Below are 19,385 nucleotides of genomic sequence, written 5' to 3'. Positions count from 1 at the left end.
AACTTTCTGAACGACTTCGTTGCGACTGCGGGGCTCAACTTCCGTACCGCCGAGGCTCGCTACCTTCCGAACTCCAACGGCACTGCTTCCCTTCCTCCCGCGCCGCGTTTCCGTTAGCGCGAAAGAGGCGTGATTCTAAGCACCTGTCCCCATCCATGCAAGCGCTTTGTGAAGAAAGTTTGAAAAAGCCTCCGTGCGCTCACGCGCACGGAGGCTTTGGGCTCGACGGGCCGGGAAGCGCGGTCGATCCACCAGCCGTCGGCAACGTTCCCTTCTATATATAGAGAGCGTGTCAGCTGCCGCCCGCAGCAGCCTGCAGTCGCTCAATCGGCACCGCGTCGGCCATCGCCGTGTAGCCGGCGTCGCTCGGATGGATACCGTCGCCGCTATCGTATCGGCGTTGCAGCACGCTCGGGCGCGCCGGATCGCGCAGCGCCGCGTCGAAGTCCACGACGCCGTCGAACCCGCCGCCGCTGCGGATCCACCGATTCACCTCGAGCCGGATCGCCTCGCGCCCGGCCGGCAGCGCCGCCGGCGTGAGTGTCGCGCCGAAGACCTTCACGCCCTGTCGGTGCGCCGCCTCGATCAGCCGGCGATAGCCATCGATCAGCGATGCAGCCGTCACCTGCGTATGCGGGTGATCGCAATCGAGCCCCGCGCGCGGCGGCATCGCCGCGAAATTGATGTCGTTGATCCCGATCAGCACGATCGCCGCCTTCACGCCCGAGCGCGACAGCGCGTCACGCTCGAACCGCGACGCCAGCGACGTGCCGTAACACGCGGAATCGCTGAGCAGCCGGTTCCCGCTGATGCCGAGATTTACGACGCCGACCGAATCGGCACCCGCTGCAGCCAGCCGGCGCGCGAGCGCGTCGGGCCAGCGGCGGTTCCGGTTCACGCTGGAGCGCAGCCCGTCGGTGATCGAATCGCCGATCGCCGCGACGCTGGCGTGTGCGGGACCAGCTTCGACGGCCAGTTCGGTCACCCACGCATATTGGGTAAAGCGGGTGCGAAACGTCGCGGCGCCCGGATCGTTCACGTGATCACCCGGCCCGGACACATAGTTGAACTGGTTCGACACGCGATGCCAGACCGTCATTCGCTGGTTCGGCCCCATCTGGAGGCTGATCGCATACGGCTGCGCGGCCGTCACGCCGATCGCCACCGGGTCGCTTTCGAGTTCCTGGCCCGGCGCGAGCGTCACCGACGCCTTGCCGCCGAACCGGACCGGCACCGCCGCACCACCGGCGAGCGCGGCCCCTTCGCCGGCGCGCGCGAGACTCGCGGCCACGACGACCAGCGGCGCGCGACCGTATGCGTTGCTCACGCGAATCCGCGCCGCCCGCCCCGACACGGTCGGGTAGACGATCTGACGCACGGTTCGCCCGGCCACGTCTGGCGCGCGGTAGAGCGGCGGCGGTGCGGCGAGGTCGGGAATCGGCTGCAGCGCGGTCGCCCACGCAGCGACCCACCCGGCCGGCGCGGCCGACGCTGCAAGCGGCGACACGAGAACGGCCGCACCCAGCACAGCCGCGGCGAAACTGCTTCGAAATGACATCGGCAAAATCCTCATCGGAAACGGGCATTGTGCCGCAGAAGATGCCGGCCCCACGTGCGGGGCCGCACTTGCTCCGCTTGATCGCGCCCCGATGTCCCTCGTTTACCCGAGTCCCGCCGCAAATCCACAAGAAATTTATTAACCGACCGGTCGGTTGGTTTATACTTCGCACACACTCAACCGGACGAGAGCCTTCGCCATGTACACGCAATCCCTCGACATCCCCGGCAACGTCGCGCCGCTCGACGCCGCAGCCGAGTCGCCCGAGCAGGCGCGGTTCGATGCGGTGATGGCCGCGGACGGCAAGATCGAACCGCAGGACTGGATGCCCGACGCGTATCGCAAGACGCTGGTGCGCCAGATCTCGCAGCACGCGCACTCCGAAGTCGTCGGCATGCTGCCGGAAGGCAACTGGATCTCGCGCGCGCCGAGCCTGAAGCGCAAGGCGATCCTGCTCGCGAAGGTGCAGGACGAAGCCGGCCACGGCCTCTATCTTTATAGCGCGGCCGAAACGCTCGGCGTATCGCGCGATTCGCTGATCGACGCGCTGCACGCCGGCAAGGCGAAATACTCGAGCATCTTCAACTACCCGACGCCGACCTGGGCCGACGTCGGCGTGATCGGCTGGCTGGTCGACGGCGCCGCGATCATGAACCAGATCCCGCTGTGCCGCTGCACGTACGGTCCGTACGCGCGCGCGATGATTCGCGTGTGCAAGGAAGAGTCGTTCCATCAGCGCCAGGGTTTCGACGCGTTGCTGTCGATGATGAAGGGCAGCGACGCGCAGCGCGCGATGGTCCAGCAGGCCGTCGATCGCTGGTGGTGGCCGGTGCTGATGATGTTCGGCCCGAGCGACGCCGATTCGGTCCACAGCAGCCAGTCCGCCAAATGGGGCATCAAGCGGATCTCGAACGACGATCTGCGCCAGAAATTCGTCGACGCGACGGTCGACCAGGCGAAGGTGCTCGGCGTGACGCTGCCCGACCCCGACCTGAAATGGAACGAAGCGCGTGGCCACCACGACTACGGCGCGATCGACTGGGACGAATTCTGGCGCGTGGTCAACGGCGACGGCCCGTGCAACAAGGAACGCCTCGCGACGCGCGTGAAAGCCCACGAGGATGGCGCCTGGGTGCGCGAAGCCGCGCTCGCGCACGAAGCGAAGCGCCGCGCCCGCGCCGAACAGCAGGCCGCCTGAGCGGCCCCCTCGAATTCAGGAATCAGGAGAAAACGATGAACAAGGAATGGCCGATCTGGGAAGTGTTCGTGCGCAGCAAGCAGGGCCTCGACCACAAGCATTGCGGCAGCCTGCACGCGGCCGACGCGACGATGGCGCTGCGCATGGCGCGCGACGTCTACACGCGTCGCCAGGAAGGCGTGAGCATCTGGGTGGTGCCGTCGTCGGCGATCACCGCGTCGGACCCGAGCGAGAAGGCCGAACTGTTCGAACCGGCGGGCGACAAGATCTACCGTCATCCGACGTTCTACACGCTGCCCGACGAAGTCAACCACATGTAACGCCCGCGCCATGACGATCACGCCCGAACACCTCTCCTACGTGCTGCGCCTCGCGGACAACGCGCTGATCCTCGGTCAGCGCAATGCCGAATGGTGCGGCCACGGCCCGATCCTCGAGGAAGACATCGCGCTCACCAACATGAGCCTCGACCTCATCGGCCAGGCGCGCATGCTGTACACGCACGCGGCCGAGCTCGAGCGCCAGCTCACCGGCGCGACGAAGACCGAGGACGACTACGCGTACTTCCGCACCGAGCGTGAGTTCGCGAACTTCACGCTCGCCGAACTGCCGCACTACGGCCCGGTCTCCGGCACCGCGCACGCCGACAAGGACTACGCGGTGACGATCGTGCGCAACTTCCTGTACGCGGCGCTGATGCTGCACGTATGGAGCGCGCTGGAGACGTCGACCGACACGCAACTGGCGGCGATCGCCGCGAAATCGGTGAAGGAAACCCGTTATCACGTCCAGCATGCGCGCGAGTGGCTCGTGCGCCTCGGCGACGGCACCGACGAATCGCACCGCCGCGCGCAGGCCGCGCTCGACTACCTGATGCCGTACACACGCGAATTCTTCGCCGCCGATGCGATCGACGACGCGATCGTCGCACCGGGCATCGGCCCGGCGCCGGCCGCGATCGAGGCCGCGTGGCGCGCGGACGTGGATGACGCGCTCGCGGAAGCCACGCTCACGTTGCCGGCGCCGGTGAAGCATGTGACGACCGGCAAGCAGGGCGAGCACTCGGAGCACATGGGCTACCTCCTCGCCGAAATGCAGAGCCTCGCGCGCCAGCATCCCGGCGCGAGCTGGTAACCGGCCCACGCCACGGAGCCCGACGATGTCCGCCCAGACCGCCGCCCCTGCCCCCGCCGCGCACCGCGACGATCCGTTGCTCGCCCGCGCGTGGGACGTGCTCGAAGCCGTGCCCGATCCGGAGATCCCGGTCGTGTCGATCCGCGAGCTCGGCATCCTGCGCGACGTCCGCCGCGCGGATGACGGCCAGCTCGAAGTCGTGATCACGCCGACCTACTCGGGCTGCCCGGCGATGTCGCAGATCGCCGAGGACATCGCCGCCGCGCTGCAGGCCGCCGACTTGCCGCCGCACCGGATCGAGACGGTGCTCGCTCCCGCGTGGACGACCGACTGGATCACGCAGGAAGCGCGCGACAAGCTGCGCGCGTACGGCATCGCGCCGCCGGTCGGCCAGTGCGGCAGCGCCGCGCCGCGGGAGAACGTCGTGCGCTTCGTGCCGCGGCCGGTCGCGGCGCCCACCTGCCCGCGCTGCGGCTCTGCGCGCACCGAACGTCTCGCGCAATTCGCGTCCACGGCCTGCAAGGCGCTGTATCGCTGCGTCGACTGCCGCGAACCCTTCGACTACTTCAAACCCTACTGAATATGGCGACCCCGCAATTTCACCCGCTGCGTATCCGCGACGTGCGGCCCGAGACCGCCGACGCCGTGACCGTCTCGTTCGACGTGCCGCCCGAATTGCGCGACGCGTACCGCTTCACGCAGGGCCAGTTCGTCACGCTGAAGACCCACATCGACGGCGAGGAGACGCGCCGCTCGTATTCGATCTGCGTCGGCACGACGGACTACGACCGTGACGGCGAACTGCGCATCGGCATCAAGCGCGTGCGCGGCGGCCGCTTCTCGAACTTCGCGTTCGATACGCTGAAGCCCGGCCACATGATCGACGTGATGACACCGGATGGCCGCTTCTTCACGCACCTGAACGCCGACCACGGCAAGCAGTACGTCGCGTTTTCGGGCGGCTCGGGGATCACGCCGGTGCTCGCGATCGTGAAGACGACGCTCGAACTCGAGCCGCGCAGCACGTTCACGCTGATCTACGGCAACCGCAGCGTCGACGCGATCATGTTCGCGGAGGAGCTCGAGGACCTGAAGAACCGCTACATGAACCGCTTCGTCCTCTACCACGTGCTGTCGGACGATCTGCAGGACGTCGAGCTGTTCAACGGCGTGCTCGACCAGGCGAAATGCGCGGAATTCCTCGCCACGCTGACGCCGGCCGACGCGATCGACGAGGCGTTCATCTGCGGCCCGGCGCCGATGATGGACGCCGCCGAAGCCGCGCTGAAGGCGGCCGGCGTGCCGCAGGCGAAGGTGCACGTCGAGCGCTTCGGCACGCCGCTGCCGCAGGCCGGCGCACCGGTCGTCGAGATCACCGACCAGACGCCGGCCGCCGATCTCGAGATCGTGCTCGACGGCAAGAAGCGCAAGCTGCGCTTGCCGTACGAAGGCGTGAGCCTGCTCGACGTGGGCCTGCGCGCGGGCCTCGCGCTGCCGTATGCGTGCAAGGGCGGCGTGTGCTGCACGTGCCGCGCGAAGGTGGTCGAAGGCGAAGTGCGGATGGAGAAGAACTACACGCTCGAGGAGCACGAGGTGGAGGATGGTTTCGTGCTGACGTGCCAGTGCCACCCGATCAGCGACAAGGTCGTCGTGAGCTTCGACGAACGTTGAGCGGCATCGCGTCGCGGCGCCCGACGGTTTCTCGCCGTCACACATCTCGCTTACACTAGGGGCCGCCGGCCGGCTGGACATCGCAACGTCCGCCCGTCGGCGGTTTTCTTTTGTTGACGACAGGCCGATGAGTACCATTCATGTGATTCAGGGCGGCACCGCCGCCGCGTCGCTGCGCGAGGCTCTCGTGCAAGCCGGACGCGACGAGCGCGTCGTCGGTTTGCTCGACGATCTCGGCGTCGGGCCACTGAAGGGCGCCGACGAGACGCCCGACACGCGCGCCGCTTTCTGGCAGCACGTGCTCGGCGACCAGATTCCCGACTGGAACGCAGAAATCGAAGGCGAATTCGCCCGCCTCGACCAGCTCGCGATGGATACCGGCCAGGTCGTCGTGTGGCATGCGCCGAGCGTCGGCGACAAGCTGCTGCTGCGCCGCGTCGCCTATCACCTGCGCAACGTGCCGCAGCGCCTGAACGAGGTACGGCTGTCGGCCGCCGACCTCGACGCCGCGCAGCGCGCATCGCTGTCGCGTACCGACCAGGCCTGCGCGACCGGGATGTTCTCGCCCGCGGAACTGGCGCGCAAGCGGCCGGTGGCCGCGCCGATCTCGGTCCTGCGCATCGGCCGCCTTGCGCTCGAGTGGCAGGAGGCGAAGCACCTGAACGCCGAGCTGCGTTATTGGGTCAGCAACACGATCAAGAGCGGCCACTACGCCGATCTCGACGCGCTGATCGTCGCGCGCGCGGAAACCGACTGGCAGCCCGCGCGGCGCCTCGTCGGCAGCATCATGGCCGCCGCCGACCGCGGCGGGCTGTTCGTCAGCGACTCGATCGCGTGGTGGCGCTGCCGCGAACTCGCGGCCACCGGCCGACTCGAGCTGCAGGACGACGCGCCCGCGGCCCTCTCTTCCACTCAGGTGCGCGCGGCCCCGGCCGCCGCGCACCGCTAATCTTCTTCGACCATGGCCCGAACCCGAGCGCCCGACCACGAATCCCAGCGCGAGCAGATCCTCGACCTAGCCGCCGAGAAATTCGCGCAGACGAGCTACCCGAGCACGTCGATGTCCGATCTCGCGACCGCGAGCGGCACGTCGAAGGCGCGGCTCTATCACTATTACGAGAGCAAGGAAGCGATCCTGTTCGACCTGCTCGATCGCTACACCAAACGGCTGATGCTGATCATCGCCGAGGTCGAGGGTGCGAGCCAGCGGCGCGGCCTCAGCGAGCGCGACGCGTTCGCCGAGCTCGTGCGCGCGTTCCTCGCCGAATACGAGACGTCGCACAGCCGCCACGTCGCGCTGCTCAACGACGTGAAGTATCTGGAGGATGCGCAGCGCGAAATCGTGCTCGACCGCCAGCGCGACATCGTCGCGGCGTTCACGCGGCAGCTCGCGCGCGCGTATCCCGACCGCATCTCGAAGGAAAACCAGACCTCCGTGACGATGATGGTGTTCGGGATGATCAACTGGACCTTCACATGGCTGAAGCCGGGCGGGCGCCTCGGCTACCGCGACTTCGCCGAACAGGTAATCGACCTGATCGAACGCGGGCTGTCGACAGCGGCCTGATGCCGCGCAGCAGCATGCGTTGCGCGGCGGGCACAGTGCGACCGCCCGTCGCGCGTTTCATATGATGAATTTTAAATCCATTAAAAATCAAATAGATAGACGAATAATTAAGCGGATTTAGAATTCACCCTCGGCACAAATAACGTCAAATGCGGGTTTTCCCTTACCTCGGTCGGGTAGAATGCTGTTGCATTGCACAAGCCGCTTGTGCAGCCACACACTGAGGAACCCACGATGAACACGCGATCCAACCGCCGTGCCGATGCTGTCGGCCACGCCGGTACTGCGCCGGTTCTCGTCAGGGAACTGGCTTCCAAAGACCGTGAGCAGATGCTCACCCACTTTCTCTCGCTCGACGAAGAGGACCGCCTGCTGCGCTTCGGCCAGATGGTGCCCGACCACGTGATCGAGAACTATGTCCGCACGATCGATTTCGGTCGCGATACCGTATTCGGCGTGTTCGACCACGATCTCGAACTGATCGGCGTCGGCCACCTGGCCTATCTGCCGGCCGAAGGCGACAAGCGCACGGCCGAATTCGGCGTGTCGGTGCTCGAAAGCGCACGCGGCCGCGGCGTCGGCTCGAAGCTGTTCGAGCGCGCGGCGATCCGCAGCCGCAACACGCACGTGACGATGCTGTACATGCACTGCCTGTCGCGTAACGCGACGATGATGCACATCGCGAAGAAATCCGGGATGCGAATCGAGTACGCGTACGGCGAAGCCGATGCGTACCTGTCGCTGCCGCCCGCCGACCACTCGACGATCATCGCCGAGATGCTGCAGGAACAGGCCGCGGTGTTCGACTACGCGATGAAGCGCCAGGCGCGCCGCACGACGAAGTTCATCGAATCGCTGATACCCGCCGCACTGACGGCCTGACGTCGACGGCGTCGGCCAGCCGGGCCGCGCCTGTGGCGCACCCGGCTCCCTCCTTTCCCTGCCCGCTAGCGCACCGAACGAATCGGCAACGCCGTCGTTTCCTTGAAGCAGTCGAGCGAAAAGCTCGTCTTCACGTCGATCACCGACGGGTGATGCAGCAGATGCTCCTGCACGAAGCGGGAGAAATGCGCCATGTCCTCGACCTGCACGCGCAGCAGGTAATCCATGTCGCCCGTCATCGCGTGGCACGCGACCACTTCCGGCCAGGCCTGCACGGCCGCGCGAAACAGCTCCGCGTGCGTCGCGCCCGCGCGCGCCGACGTCTCGTCGACCCGGACCGGCGCGAGGCCGCCACGCTTTTCGAGCCGCACGCTCACGTACGCGAGCAGGTCGAGCCCGAGCTTCTGCGGATTCAGCAGTGCGACGTAGCCGGTGATCACGCCGATGTCCTCGAGCCGCCGGATCCGCCGCAGGCACGGGCTCGGCGACAGGTTCACGCGCTCGGCGATCTCCTGGTTCGACAGGCGCCCGTTCTCCTGAAGAATCGCGAGAATTCGCCGATCGATGGCATCCAATTCGGCTTGCGCCATTTTCTGCCCTCCGTTGATTATTTTGAGACTGGAAATTGCGCCATCGTAGGCGCGGGCGATCAAGTTCGCAAGTTTCCGCTCGCGGCCGCCCGCTACACTCTGTCGCATGTCTCGACGCGCCGCACACGCTCATTGAGGAGGCGGCCGTCGACATCGAACCAGGCCGAGCACGCGCACGCCGCCCCGGCCGATCGCCCCGCACAGGAGACACGACATGCAGATCCCCACCTGGGACAACCCCGTCGGCACCGACGGCTTCGAATTCATCGAATACACGGCACCGGACCCGAAAGCGCTCGGACACCTGTTCGAACGGATGGGTTTCACCGCGATCGCGCGCCACCGCCACAAGGACGTGACGGTGTACCGCCAGGGCGACATCAATTTCATCATCAACGCCGAACCGGATTCGTTCGCGCAGCGCTTCGCGCGCCTGCACGGCCCGTCGATCTGCGCGATCGCGTTCCGCGTGCAGGACGCCGCGAAGGCGTACCAGCGTGCGCTGGAACTCGGCGCGTGGGGCTTCGACAACAAGACGGGCCCGATGGAGCTGAACATCCCGGCGATCAAGGGGATCGGCGATTCGCTGATCTATTTCGTCGACCGCTGGCGCGGCAAGAACGGCGCGCAGCCGGGCGCGATCGGCGACATCAGCATCTACGACGTCGACTTCGAGCCGATTCCCGGCGCGAACCCGAACCCGATCGGGCACGGCCTCACCTACATCGACCACCTGACGCACAACGTGCATCGCGGCCGCATGCAGGAATGGGCCGAGTTCTACGAGCGCCTGTTCAACTTCCGCGAAGTGCGCTACTTCGACATCGAAGGCAAGGTGACCGGCGTGAAGTCGAAGGCGATGACGTCGCCGTGCGGCAAGATCCGCATCCCGATCAACGAGGAAGGCTCAGACACGGCCGGCCAGATCCAGGAATACCTCGACGCGTATCACGGCGAAGGCATCCAGCACATCGCGCTCGGCGCGAGCGACATCTACCAGGCGGTCGACGGGCTGCGCAGCAAGGAAGTGAAGCTGCTCGACACGATCGACACGTATTACGAGCTGGTCGACCGCCGCGTGCCGAACCACGGCGAATCGCTGGCCGAGCTGAAGAAACGCAAGATCCTGATCGACGGCGCGCGCGACGACCTGCTGCTGCAGATCTTCACCGAGAACCAGATCGGGCCGATCTTCTTCGAGATCATCCAGCGCAAGGGCAACCAGGGCTTCGGCGAAGGCAACTTCAAGGCGCTGTTCGAATCGATCGAGCTCGACCAGATCCGCCGCGGCGTCGTGCAGGACAAGGCCTGACGCTTGCACCGCGCGGCAGCGGCCTCGACAGCCGGGCCGCCCGCGCGATCCGGCCGCACAAAGAAAAAGGGCGGGAATCCGACGATTCCCGCCCTTTTGTATTTCGGCGCGGCCCGCAAGCCGCGCGATCGCATCAACGCACGTTCGCCTTCGACTCGGCGGCACGCTCGGCCGACGGCTGGGCTGCGGCGTCCTGGGCCGGCACGATCTGCTGCATCTGCGCGCCGGCTGCCGCCAGTGCGCTCGCGCCTCGCGCGTGCACCGGGCCGGTCATCGAGAAAAACGCGGCGGACACGATCAGGAAACTCTGGATATGACGTGTGTTCATTGCACCTCCTGTAAAACTGCCGGCGCCTCCCCGACTGCGTCGGAACGAACCCACGCGGCCGGGCACCTCCGGCAGGCCGACAAGATTAACGGCATTTGCCCGAAGATCAACGCGGCTTTACATGCTTTTACATGATGTAACGCATCATCCGCCCCGTTTTCGCGGGGCGCCGCCGCGCATCCCCCGCGTTGCAACCGGTGGGCGGCGGGTTTGCCCCAGTGCTACCATCCCTTAAAACCGGCGAACATGCCGGCCACTGCAGACGCGTCCAAAAGATGCCGACGCAACCGAAGTTTTGGTGATCCCAGACCGGGTGGAGGAGACAGTTAATGAATGCCCCGCTAGACGCAGACCAACGCGCGTCGCTAGAAGCCGCGCTGAAGTCCGTCACGCTTGACGACAAATACACACTGGAACGCGGCCGCGCGTACATGAGCGGCATCCAGGCCCTCGTGCGCCTGCCGATGCTCCAGCAGGAACGCGACCGCGCCGCCGGTCTCAATACGGCCGGCTTTATCTCCGGCTATCGCGGCTCGCCGCTCGGCGGCCTCGATCTGTCGCTATGGAAAGCCAAGCAGCACCTGGCCGCCCACCAGATCGTGTTCCAGCCCGGCCTCAACGAAGACCTCGCCGCCACCGCCGTGTGGGGCTCCCAGCAGGTGAACCTGTACCCCGGCGCGAAATACGACGGCGTGTTCGGCATGTGGTACGGCAAGGGCCCGGGCGTCGACCGCACCGGCGACGTCTTCAAGCACGCGAATTCGGCCGGCTCGTCCCAGCACGGCGGCGTGCTGGTGCTCGCCGGCGACGACCACGCGGCGAAATCGTCGACGCTCGCGCACCAGTCCGAACACATCTTCAAGGCTTGCGGGCTGCCGGTGCTGTTCCCGTCGAACGTGCAGGAATATCTCGATTTCGGCCTGCACGGCTGGGCGATGAGCCGCTACTCGGGCCTGTGGGTGGCGCTCAAGTGCGTGACGGACGTCGTCGAATCGTCGGCGTCGGTCGACATCGACCCGCATCGCACCGAGATCGTGCTGCCGACCGATTTCATCCTGCCGGAAGGTGGGCTGAACATCCGCTGGCCCGATCCGCCGCTCGTGCAGGAAGCGCGGCTGCTCGACTACAAGTGGTACGCGGCGCTCGCGTACGTGCGGGCGAACAAGCTCGACCGGATCGAGATCGATTCGCCGAACGCGCGCTTCGGGATCATGACCGGCGGCAAGGCGTATCTCGACGTGCGCCAGGCGCTGACCGACCTCGGCCTCGACGACGAAACCTGCGCGCGGATCGGCATCCGGCTCTACAAGGTCGGCTGCGTGTGGCCGCTCGAAGCGCAGGGCGCGCAGGCGTTCGCGCGCGGCCTCGACGAAATCCTGGTGGTCGAGGAAAAGCGCCAGATCCTCGAATACGCGATCAAGGAAGAGCTGTACAACTGGCCCGACGCGCAACGCCCGCGCGTGTTCGGCAAGTTCGACGAGAAGGATGGCGCCGGCGGCGAATGGTCGGTGCCGATGGGCAACTGGCTGCTGCCCGCGCACTACGAGCTGTCGCCGGCGATCATCGCGAAGGCGATCGCGACGCGGCTCGAGAAGTTCGAATTGCCGTCCGACGTGCGCGCGCGCATCGCCGCGCGGCTCGCGGTGATCAACGCGAAGGAAATGGCGCTCGCGAAGCCGCACGTGCAGACCGAGCGCAAGCCGTGGTTCTGCTCGGGCTGCCCGCACAACACGTCGACCAACGTGCCGGAAGGCTCGCGCGCGATCGCCGGCATCGGCTGCCACTACATGACCGTGTGGATGGACCGCAGCACGAGCACCTTCAGCCAGATGGGCGGCGAAGGCGTGCCGTGGATCGGCCAGGCGCCGTTCACCGACGAGAAGCACGTGTTCGCGAACCTCGGCGACGGCACCTATTTCCACTCGGGCCTGCTCGCGGTGCGCGCGGCGATCTCGTCGAAGGCGAACATCACCTACAAGATCCTCTACAACGACGCGGTGGCGATGACGGGCGGCCAGCCGGTCGACGGCGTGCTGACGGTGCCGCAGATCACGCACCAGCTCGCGTCCGAAGGCGCGAAGAAGATCGTGATCGTCACCGACGAGCCGGAGAAGTACGACAGCCAGAAGGCGCTGCTCGCGCCCGGCGTGACGATCCATCACCGCGACCAGCTCGACGACGTGCAGCGCGAGCTGCGCGAGATCGAAGGCACGACGATCCTGATCTACGACCAGACCTGCGCGACGGAGAAACGCCGCCGCCGCAAACGCGGCACGTATCCGGACCCGGCCAAGCGCGTCGTGATCAACGACGCGGTGTGCGAAGGCTGCGGCGACTGCTCGGTGCAGTCGAACTGCCTGTCGGTCGAGCCGCTGGAAACCGAATTCGGCACGAAGCGCCAGATCAACCAGTCGAGCTGCAACAAGGACTTTTCGTGCGTGAAGGGGTTCTGCCCGAGCTTCGTCACGGTCGAGGGCGGCCAGTTGAAGAAGCCGAAGGCGGTGTCGGTCGACGGCAGCGCATTGCCGCCGATTCCGGAACCGACGCTGCCGGCGATCGATCGCGCGTACGGCGTGCTCGTCACCGGCGTGGGCGGCACGGGCGTCGTGACGATCGGCGCGCTGCTCGGGATGGCCGCGCATCTGGAAAACAAGGGCGTGACCGTGCTCGACGTCACCGGCCTCGCGCAGAAAGGCGGCGCCGTGATGAGCCACGTGCAGATCTCGCACGCGCCGACCGACATCCACGCGACGCGGATCGCGATGGGCGAAGCCGATCTCGTGATCGGTTGCGATGCGATCGTCACGGCCGGCGACGAGTGCACGTCGCGGATGCGGCACGACACGACGCGGGTGGTCGTCAACAGCGCGCAGACGCCGACCGCCGAGTTCATCAAGAACCCGAACTGGGCGTTCCCGGGCCTGTCCGCCGAGAACGACATCCGCGCGGCGGCCGGTGTTGCGGTCGACTTCATCGACGCGAACCGCTTCGCGGTCGCGCTGCTCGGCGACGCGATCTACACGAACCCGTTCGTGCTCGGCTACGCATGGCAGAAGGGCTGGCTGCCGTTGACGCTCGCGTCGCTCGAACGCGCGATCGAGCTGAACGCCGTGTCGGTCGACAAGAACCGCGCGGCGTTCGAGTGGGGCCGCCGCGCCGCGTACGACCTGGCCAGCGTGAAGCAGGCGGCGGCCGGCGACGCCCGGCCCGCGCAAGGCGCCACGGTGATCTCGCTGCACACGAAGAAGGCGGTCGACGCGCTGATCGCGAAGCGCGTCGAATTCCTGAGCGCGTACCAGAACGCCGCGTACGCGTCGCGTTATGCGGCGTTCGTCGACAAGGTGCGCGCCACCGAGCGCGCACTGGCGGACGGCGACACGGTGCAGGAGCCGCTGACCGAAGCGGTCGCGCGCAACCTGTTCAAGCTGATGGCGTACAAGGACGAGTACGAGGTCGCGCGGCTGCAGTCCGACCCCGCGTTCCTCGCGCGCCTGCGCGCACAGTTCGAAGGCGACTGGAAGCTGAAATTCCACCTCGCGCCGCCGCTGTTCGCGAAGACGGACGCCCACGGCCATCTCGTGAAGAAGGCGTACGGCCCGTGGATGATGTCGGCGTTCCGGCTGCTCGCGAAGGCGAAGTTCCTGCGCGGCACGGCGCTCGATCCGTTCGGCCGCACCGCGGAGCGCCGCACCGAGCGCGCGCTGATCGGCGAGTACGAAGCGCTGATCGGCGAGGTACTCGCGAAGCTGAACGCGGCCAACCGGCCGCTCGCGCTCGAACTCGCGGCGCTGCCGGACGGCATTCGCGGCTACGGCCACGTGAAGGAGAACAACCTGCGCGCGGTACGCCAGAAGTGGGACACGCTGCTCGCGAAGTGGCGTTCGCCGGCAGGCGGCCAGTCGCACCAGCAGGTCGCGTAACGCGCGGTCGCGGCGCGGCGTTCGAAGCAGGAACGCCCGCCCGCGCCGCCGCCCGTCGCGGTTCATGCAAAAAAAACGCCACGGAATCCAGGTTCCGTGGCGTTTTTCATTGCGCCGCGCCTGACGCGCGGCACACGCGGGCGTGGATTTACTTCGTGTTCACGTTCGCGGCGGCAACGGCCGTCATGTTGATGATCCGGCGCACGGTCGCGGCCGGCGTCAGGATGTGGACCGGCTTGGCCGCGCCGAGCAGGAACGGGCCGACCGTCACGCCTTCGCCGCCGACCATCTTCAGCAGGTTGTACGCGATGTTCGCCGCTTCGACGTTCGGCATGATCAGCAGGTTCGCTTCACCCGACAGCGTCGTGCCCGGGAACGCCTGCTTGCGGATCAGTTCCGACAGCGCCGCGTCGCCGTGCATTTCGCCGTCGACTTCGAGGTTCGGCGCACGCTCGACGATCAGCTTGCGGGCCTCGGCCATCCGGCGCGACGACGCCGACGGCGCGCTGCCGAAGTTCGAGTTCGACAGCAGCGCGGCCTTCGGCGCGATGCCGAAGCGCTCGATCTCGGCCGCGGCCTGGATCGTCATGTCGGCGAGCTGGTCGGCGCTCGGCAGCTCGTTCACGTACGTGTCGCACACGAACAGGTTGCGGCCCGGCAGCATCAGCAGGTTCATCGCGGCGAAGTGCTCGGCGCCCTTCGCGCGGCCCAGTACCTGCTCGATGAACTTCAGGTGGCTGTGGAACGTGTCGATCATCCCGCAGATCATCCCGTCCGCATCGCCCAGATGCACGAGCATCGCGCCGATCAGCGTGTTGAACTTGCGCATCGCGGCCTTCGCGACTTCCGGCGTCACGCCGTCGCGCGCGCCGATCTCCTGATACGCCTGCCAGTAGCGGTGGTAGCGCGCATCGTCTTCCGGATCGACGATTTCGAAATCGACGCCGGCCTTCAGCTTCGAGCCGATCTTCTGCAAGCGCATGTCGACGACCGACGGACGGCCGACGATGATCGGCTTCGCGATCTTTTCCAGCAGCACGAACTGCGCGGCGCGCAGCACGCGCTCGTCCTCGCCCTCGGCGAACACGATGCGGGCCTCTTTCTGCTTCGCGGCCGCGAACACCGGGCGCATCACCATGCCGGTGCGGTAGACGGTCGCGCCGAGCTGCTCGCGGTACGCGTCCATGTCCTGGATCGGGCGCGTCGCGACGCCCGAATCCATCGCGGCTTGCGCGACGGCCGGCGCGATCTTGATGATCAGGCGCGGGTCGAACGGCTTCGGGATCAGGTAGTCCGGCCCGAATTCGAGCGAATGGCCTTCATACGCCTTCGCGACTTCCTCGCTCTGGTCGGTTTCCTCGGCCAGCTCGGCGATCGCGCGCACGCACGCGAGCTTCATTTCTTCCGTGATCGTGGTCGCGCCGACGTCGAGCGCGCCGCGGAAGATGAACGGGAAGCACAGCACGTTGTTGACCTGGTTCGGGTAGTCCGAACGGCCGGTCGCGACGATCGCGTCCGGGCGCACGGCCTTCGCGTCTTCCGGGCGGATTTCCGGTTCCGGGTTCGCGAGCGCCAGGATCAGCGGCTTGTCGCCCATCGTCTTGACCATGTCCTGCTTCAGCACGCCCGCGCTCGAGCAGCCGAGGAACACGTCCGCGCCGACGATCGCGTCGGCGAGCGTGCGCGCGTCGGTGTTGGCCGCATAGCGCTGCTTCGACGGATCGAGGTTGCCGCGCCCTTCGTAGATCACGCCCTTCGAATCGGCGACGAGGATGTTCGACTTCGTCAGGCCGAGGTTCACCAGCAGGTCCAGACACGCGATTGCCGCCGCGCCCGCGCCCGAACACACGAGCTTCACTTCCGACAGCTTCTTGCCGACGACCTTCAGGCCGTTCAGGATCGCGGCCGACGCGATGATCGCGGTGCCGTGCTGGTCATCGTGGAAGACCGGAATCTTCATGCGCTCGCGCAGCTTCTGCTCGATGTAGAAGCATTCCGGCGCCTTGATGTCCTCGAGGTTGATGCCGCCGAGCGTCGGCTCGAGCATCGCGATCGCCTCGACGAGCTTGTCGGGGTCCGACTCCGACAGTTCGATGTCGAACACGTCGATGCCCGCGAATTTCTTGAAGAGGCAGCCCTTGCCTTCCATCACCGGCTTCGCGGCCAGCGGGCCGATGTTGCCGAGACCCAGCACGGCGGTGCCGTTCGTGATGACGCCGACGAGGTTGCCGCGCGACGTGTACTTCTGCGCGTCGAGCGGATCGGCGTGGATCGCCTCGCACGCGGCGGCGACGCCCGGCGAATACGCGAGCGACAGATCGAGCTGGTTCGACAGCGGCTTGGTCGGGGTGACCGAAATCTTGCCGGGTTTCGGGTTCAGGTGATAAGCGAGAGCGGCCTGCTTCAGTTGTTCGTCCATGATTGACCTGCGAGAGACATGCGGAATATTGACGACTCAGTACACAGCACCTTCGGCCGCGTCTGCTTGAATCGAGGGGATGGTCGACTGCGAGACGGCCCGCGACGCACCGGATCGGCACGCCATCGAACCTTGGCGGATGGCAAGAGGAAAGTACAAAGTACTGAACGATTTCTAAGGGTCGCCTAGTGTACACCCCCTAAATGACGTCCGTTGCTGCGACGCCGCATCTCCGGCATCAGCGCCGGGATGGTCTGCCCCCGTTTGTTTCGCCGGTAGTGAGCCGGGCAGCGAATCCGCGCGAATTCCGCCGAAAACCTGCCTGAATCGGGTAAAATAGCGGGCTACGCGCGCAGCGATGCGATCGGCCCCCCGATCGCACCCCGGCCCTTCGGGCAGGTTCCCCTTGCTGCGCCACCGGGCCCGCGCTCGCTCATCACCCAAGGAATGCCCATGACAGGCTACGATCGTCAGTCGATCTCGGATACGACCGCCAAAATCCTGCTCGAAGTGCAGGCGGTGCACTTCAATGCCGAAAAACCGTTCATCTTCACGTCCGGCTGGGCAAGCCCGGTCTATATCGACTGCCGCAAGCTGATCTCGTATCCGCGCGTGCGCCGTGCGCTGATGGAAATGGCGGAAACGACGATCACGCGCGACATCGGCTTCGAGCAGATCGACGCGGTGGCGGGCGGCGAGACGGCCGGCATCCCGTTCGCGGCATGGATCGCGGACCGGATGATGGTGCCGATGCAGTACGTGCGCAAAAAGCCGAAGGGTTTCGGCCGCAATGCGCAGATCGAAGGCCATCTCGAGGAAGGCTCGCGCGTGCTGCTGGTGGAAGACCTGACCACCGACAGCCGCAGCAAGATCAACTTCGTCAACGCGCTGCGCACCGCGGGCGCGACGGTGAACCACTGCTTCGTGCTGTTCCACTACAACATCTTCAAGGAAAGCGTGTCGGTCCTGAAGGACATCGACGTCGACCTGCACGCGCTCGCGACGTGGTGGGACGTGCTGCGCGTCGCGAAGGCGTCGGGCTACTTCGAGACGAAGACGCTCGACGAAGTCGAGAAATTCCTGCACGCACCGGCCGAATGGTCGGCCGCGCACGGCGGCGCGACGGCCCCGAAGGAATGACGCCCCGCCGGCACGCATGCCGGCGCACTGGCTGAACGAGCCGCCTGCTTCATCGCAGGCGGTTTTTTTTCGTCCGTCGCGTTGCGCGCCGACCGCGCGCAATCGCGGGCGCCGGTGTGCGTCGCTCATCGAACCCTAATGCTAGACTTGATCCATCGCCGCCCTCAGCTGCGCGGGCAACATACAACGCCAACAATGCCGGGAGCCTCGGCCCGGCCCACGTGACGGGAGAAGCGCCATATGCGTGTGGATCGCCGGATCACTCCGCCTGCGCCATCGGGTCGCCCTTCTCCGCTCCGTTTCTCCGCTCTCCTGTGCGCCGCCGTCTTCGCGGCGCTGCCCGCGCATGCGGAAGGCCCGTTCACCGTGACGAGCGACGACCTGACGGCGGGCGCCCGCGTGCGGCCCGCGAACGTGTTCGACCGCGGCGACTGCAAGGGCGCGAACCGCTCGCCGCAACTCGCATGGCACAACCCGCCGCCGGGCACGCGCGGCTACGCGGTCACGATCTTCGATCCCGACGCGCCGGGGCACGGCTGGTGGCACTGGGCCGTCGCGGGCATCCCGGCGACCGTCACGAGCCTGCCTGCCGATGCGAGCGCGTCCGGCTTCCTGCGCCGCATCGGCGCGAGCGAGGCGCGCAACGACTTCGGAATCGACGGCTACGGCGGCCCGTGCCCGCCGCCCGGCAAACCGCATCGCTACGTGATCACCGTCTACGCGCTGAAAGGCACCGACCTGCGTATCTCGCAAGGCCGCCCCGCGCCGATGTTCGAGCACGAGATCGGCACGCTCGCGATCGGCACCGCGCGACTCACGGTCACTTACGGGCAGTAGGTAAGCGCGCGCCGCCGCCCGTGGCGGTCGCGATTGCCCGCGCCCGCGAATTTCTGTGCGCGGCCTGCGCGCTTTCTTCCGGTCATTTCGGCTTGCTAGACTCGGCTGCACCGGTCGCGGCATCCCGCCGCGCATCCGTCGCGCCGCCCAACTGCGGCGCGTGTCGCGGCGAGCCTGCGGGCCGCCGTTCCCGTCCCTTTCCGGAGAACGCTTCATGTCGAACATCGTCATCGTCTATCACAGCGGCTACGGTCACACGCAGAAACTGGCCGAGGCCGTCCACGCCGGTGCGCAGGATGCCGGCGCCGCCGCACGCCTCCTCGCCGTCGGCGAGCTCGACGACGCGGGCTGGGCCGCGCTCGACGCGGCGGACGCGATCGTCTTCGGCGCGCCGACCTACATGGGCGGCCCGTCCGCGCAGTTCAAGCAATTCGCCGACGCGACCTCGAAACCGTGGTTTACGCAGAAATGGAAGGACAAGATCGCCGCGGGCTTCACGAACTCCGCGACGATGAACGGCGACAAGTTCTCGACGATTCAGTATTTCGTCACGCTGGCGATGCAACATGGGATGGTGTGGGTCGGCACGGGCATGATGCCGGCCAACTCGAAGGCGGCCACGCGCAACGACATCAACTACGTCGGCGGCTTCACGGGCCTGCTCGCGCAGTCGCCGGCGGACGCGACGCCCGACGAGGGCCCGCTGCCCGGCGACCTCGATACCGCGAAGGCGTTCGGCCGGCGCGTCGCCGAAGCGACGGCGCGCTGGGTGGCCGGCGGCCGCTGAGCGCGCCCGGGGCACCCGCCCGCTCGCACCGGCCGCTGGCGT

Annotated in this window: 17 protein-coding genes; 13 read left to right on the top strand and 4 right to left on the bottom strand. The window is 66.9% G+C overall.

From position 1 onward, the window contains the following. Positions 1-292 precede the first annotated feature (292 nt). Positions 293-1,558, bottom strand: coding sequence for an SGNH/GDSL hydrolase family protein (locus DFS13_RS30215; protein ID WP_111442475.1), 1,266 nt, complete (start codon positions 1,556-1,558; stop codon positions 293-295). Between the two features lie 199 nt (positions 1,559-1,757). On the opposite strand from DFS13_RS30215, the gene paaA reads away from it, so the two are divergent. The 8 genes from paaA (at position 1,758) to DFS13_RS30175 (ending at position 8,010) form a co-directional block, all read left to right on the top strand. Continuing rightward, positions 1,758-2,756 carry a 1,2-phenylacetyl-CoA epoxidase subunit PaaA gene (paaA, locus tag DFS13_RS30210; RefSeq protein ID WP_006497418.1) on the top strand — a complete coding sequence of 333 codons (999 nt, stop codon included), beginning with the start codon at positions 1,758-1,760 and terminating at the stop codon, positions 2,754-2,756. A 35-nt stretch (positions 2,757-2,791) separates the two neighbouring features. Continuing rightward, positions 2,792-3,076 (top strand): 1,2-phenylacetyl-CoA epoxidase subunit PaaB, encoded by a 285-nt coding sequence (gene paaB / locus DFS13_RS30205; protein ID WP_006482881.1) that lies wholly within the window; start codon positions 2,792-2,794, stop codon positions 3,074-3,076. Between the two features lie 10 nt (positions 3,077-3,086). Continuing rightward, positions 3,087-3,890, top strand: a complete 804-nt coding sequence (paaC, locus tag DFS13_RS30200; protein WP_006482907.1) for a 1,2-phenylacetyl-CoA epoxidase subunit PaaC — start codon at positions 3,087-3,089, stop codon at positions 3,888-3,890. A 25-nt stretch (positions 3,891-3,915) separates the two neighbouring features. Beyond that, a complete protein-coding gene (gene paaD / locus DFS13_RS30195; RefSeq protein WP_006482879.1) occupies positions 3,916-4,470 on the top strand; it encodes a 1,2-phenylacetyl-CoA epoxidase subunit PaaD in 555 nt (184 codons plus the stop codon). Positions 4,471-4,472: 2 nt separating this feature from the next. Next, positions 4,473-5,561, top strand: a complete 1,089-nt coding sequence (paaE, locus tag DFS13_RS30190) for a 1,2-phenylacetyl-CoA epoxidase subunit PaaE (RefSeq protein WP_006482925.1) — start codon at positions 4,473-4,475, stop codon at positions 5,559-5,561. A 127-nt stretch (positions 5,562-5,688) separates the two neighbouring features. Beyond that, positions 5,689-6,510 (top strand): DUF1835 domain-containing protein, encoded by an 822-nt coding sequence (locus tag DFS13_RS30185; RefSeq protein ID WP_012492290.1) that lies wholly within the window; start codon positions 5,689-5,691, stop codon positions 6,508-6,510. Between the two features lie 12 nt (positions 6,511-6,522). Then, positions 6,523-7,128: a TetR/AcrR family transcriptional regulator gene (locus DFS13_RS30180; RefSeq protein WP_006482923.1), complete on the top strand. Its 606-nt coding sequence runs from the start codon at positions 6,523-6,525 to the stop codon at positions 7,126-7,128. A gap of 234 nt (positions 7,129-7,362) precedes the next feature. Continuing rightward, entirely contained in the window at positions 7,363-8,010 is a 648-nt protein-coding gene (locus DFS13_RS30175) for a GNAT family N-acetyltransferase (RefSeq protein ID WP_006497421.1), read from the top strand. 65 nt (positions 8,011-8,075) lie between these two features. Here DFS13_RS30175 and DFS13_RS30170 read toward each other — a convergent pair whose 3' ends face one another. After that, positions 8,076-8,600 carry an Lrp/AsnC family transcriptional regulator gene (locus DFS13_RS30170; RefSeq protein ID WP_006482889.1) on the bottom strand — a complete coding sequence of 175 codons (525 nt, stop codon included), beginning with the start codon at positions 8,598-8,600 and terminating at the stop codon, positions 8,076-8,078. 214 nt (positions 8,601-8,814) lie between these two features. Between DFS13_RS30170 and hppD the strand changes: the two genes are divergently transcribed. After that, positions 8,815-9,912, top strand: a complete 1,098-nt coding sequence (hppD, locus tag DFS13_RS30165) for a 4-hydroxyphenylpyruvate dioxygenase (RefSeq protein ID WP_006497422.1) — start codon at positions 8,815-8,817, stop codon at positions 9,910-9,912. Between the two features lie 133 nt (positions 9,913-10,045). Here hppD and DFS13_RS30160 read toward each other — a convergent pair whose 3' ends face one another. Then, a complete protein-coding gene (locus tag DFS13_RS30160; RefSeq protein WP_006482893.1) occupies positions 10,046-10,240 on the bottom strand; it encodes a hypothetical protein in 195 nt (64 codons plus the stop codon). A 329-nt stretch (positions 10,241-10,569) separates the two neighbouring features. Between DFS13_RS30160 and DFS13_RS30155 the strand changes: the two genes are divergently transcribed. Continuing rightward, entirely contained in the window at positions 10,570-14,160 is a 3,591-nt protein-coding gene (locus DFS13_RS30155) for an indolepyruvate ferredoxin oxidoreductase family protein (RefSeq protein ID WP_111442474.1), read from the top strand. 148 nt (positions 14,161-14,308) lie between these two features. Here DFS13_RS30155 and DFS13_RS30145 read toward each other — a convergent pair whose 3' ends face one another. Further along, entirely contained in the window at positions 14,309-16,579 is a 2,271-nt protein-coding gene (locus DFS13_RS30145) for an NADP-dependent malic enzyme (protein ID WP_006482927.1), read from the bottom strand. A 453-nt stretch (positions 16,580-17,032) separates the two neighbouring features. Here DFS13_RS30145 and DFS13_RS30140 point away from each other — a divergent pair, with 453 nt between their 5' ends. From DFS13_RS30140 to DFS13_RS30130, 3 genes are all read left to right on the top strand, one after another. Beyond that, entirely contained in the window at positions 17,033-17,719 is a 687-nt protein-coding gene (locus tag DFS13_RS30140) for an orotate phosphoribosyltransferase (protein WP_006482887.1), read from the top strand. A 240-nt stretch (positions 17,720-17,959) separates the two neighbouring features. Then, complete coding sequence (locus tag DFS13_RS30135) at positions 17,960-18,556, top strand: YbhB/YbcL family Raf kinase inhibitor-like protein (RefSeq protein WP_006482912.1); 597 nt, start codon at positions 17,960-17,962, stop codon at positions 18,554-18,556. Between the two features lie 214 nt (positions 18,557-18,770). Beyond that, positions 18,771-19,343: a flavodoxin family protein gene (locus DFS13_RS30130; protein WP_006497426.1), complete on the top strand. Its 573-nt coding sequence runs from the start codon at positions 18,771-18,773 to the stop codon at positions 19,341-19,343. The last annotated feature ends 42 nt before the right edge of the window (positions 19,344-19,385 follow it).

Origin of the sequence: Burkholderia sp. 28_3 (assembly GCF_003253915.1) — a bacterium.
Taxonomy (GTDB): Bacteria; Pseudomonadota; Gammaproteobacteria; order Burkholderiales; family Burkholderiaceae; genus Burkholderia; species Burkholderia cenocepacia.
The sequence above is the reverse complement of the archived record's forward strand: the minus strand, read 5'-3'. Positions and strand labels throughout refer to the sequence as shown.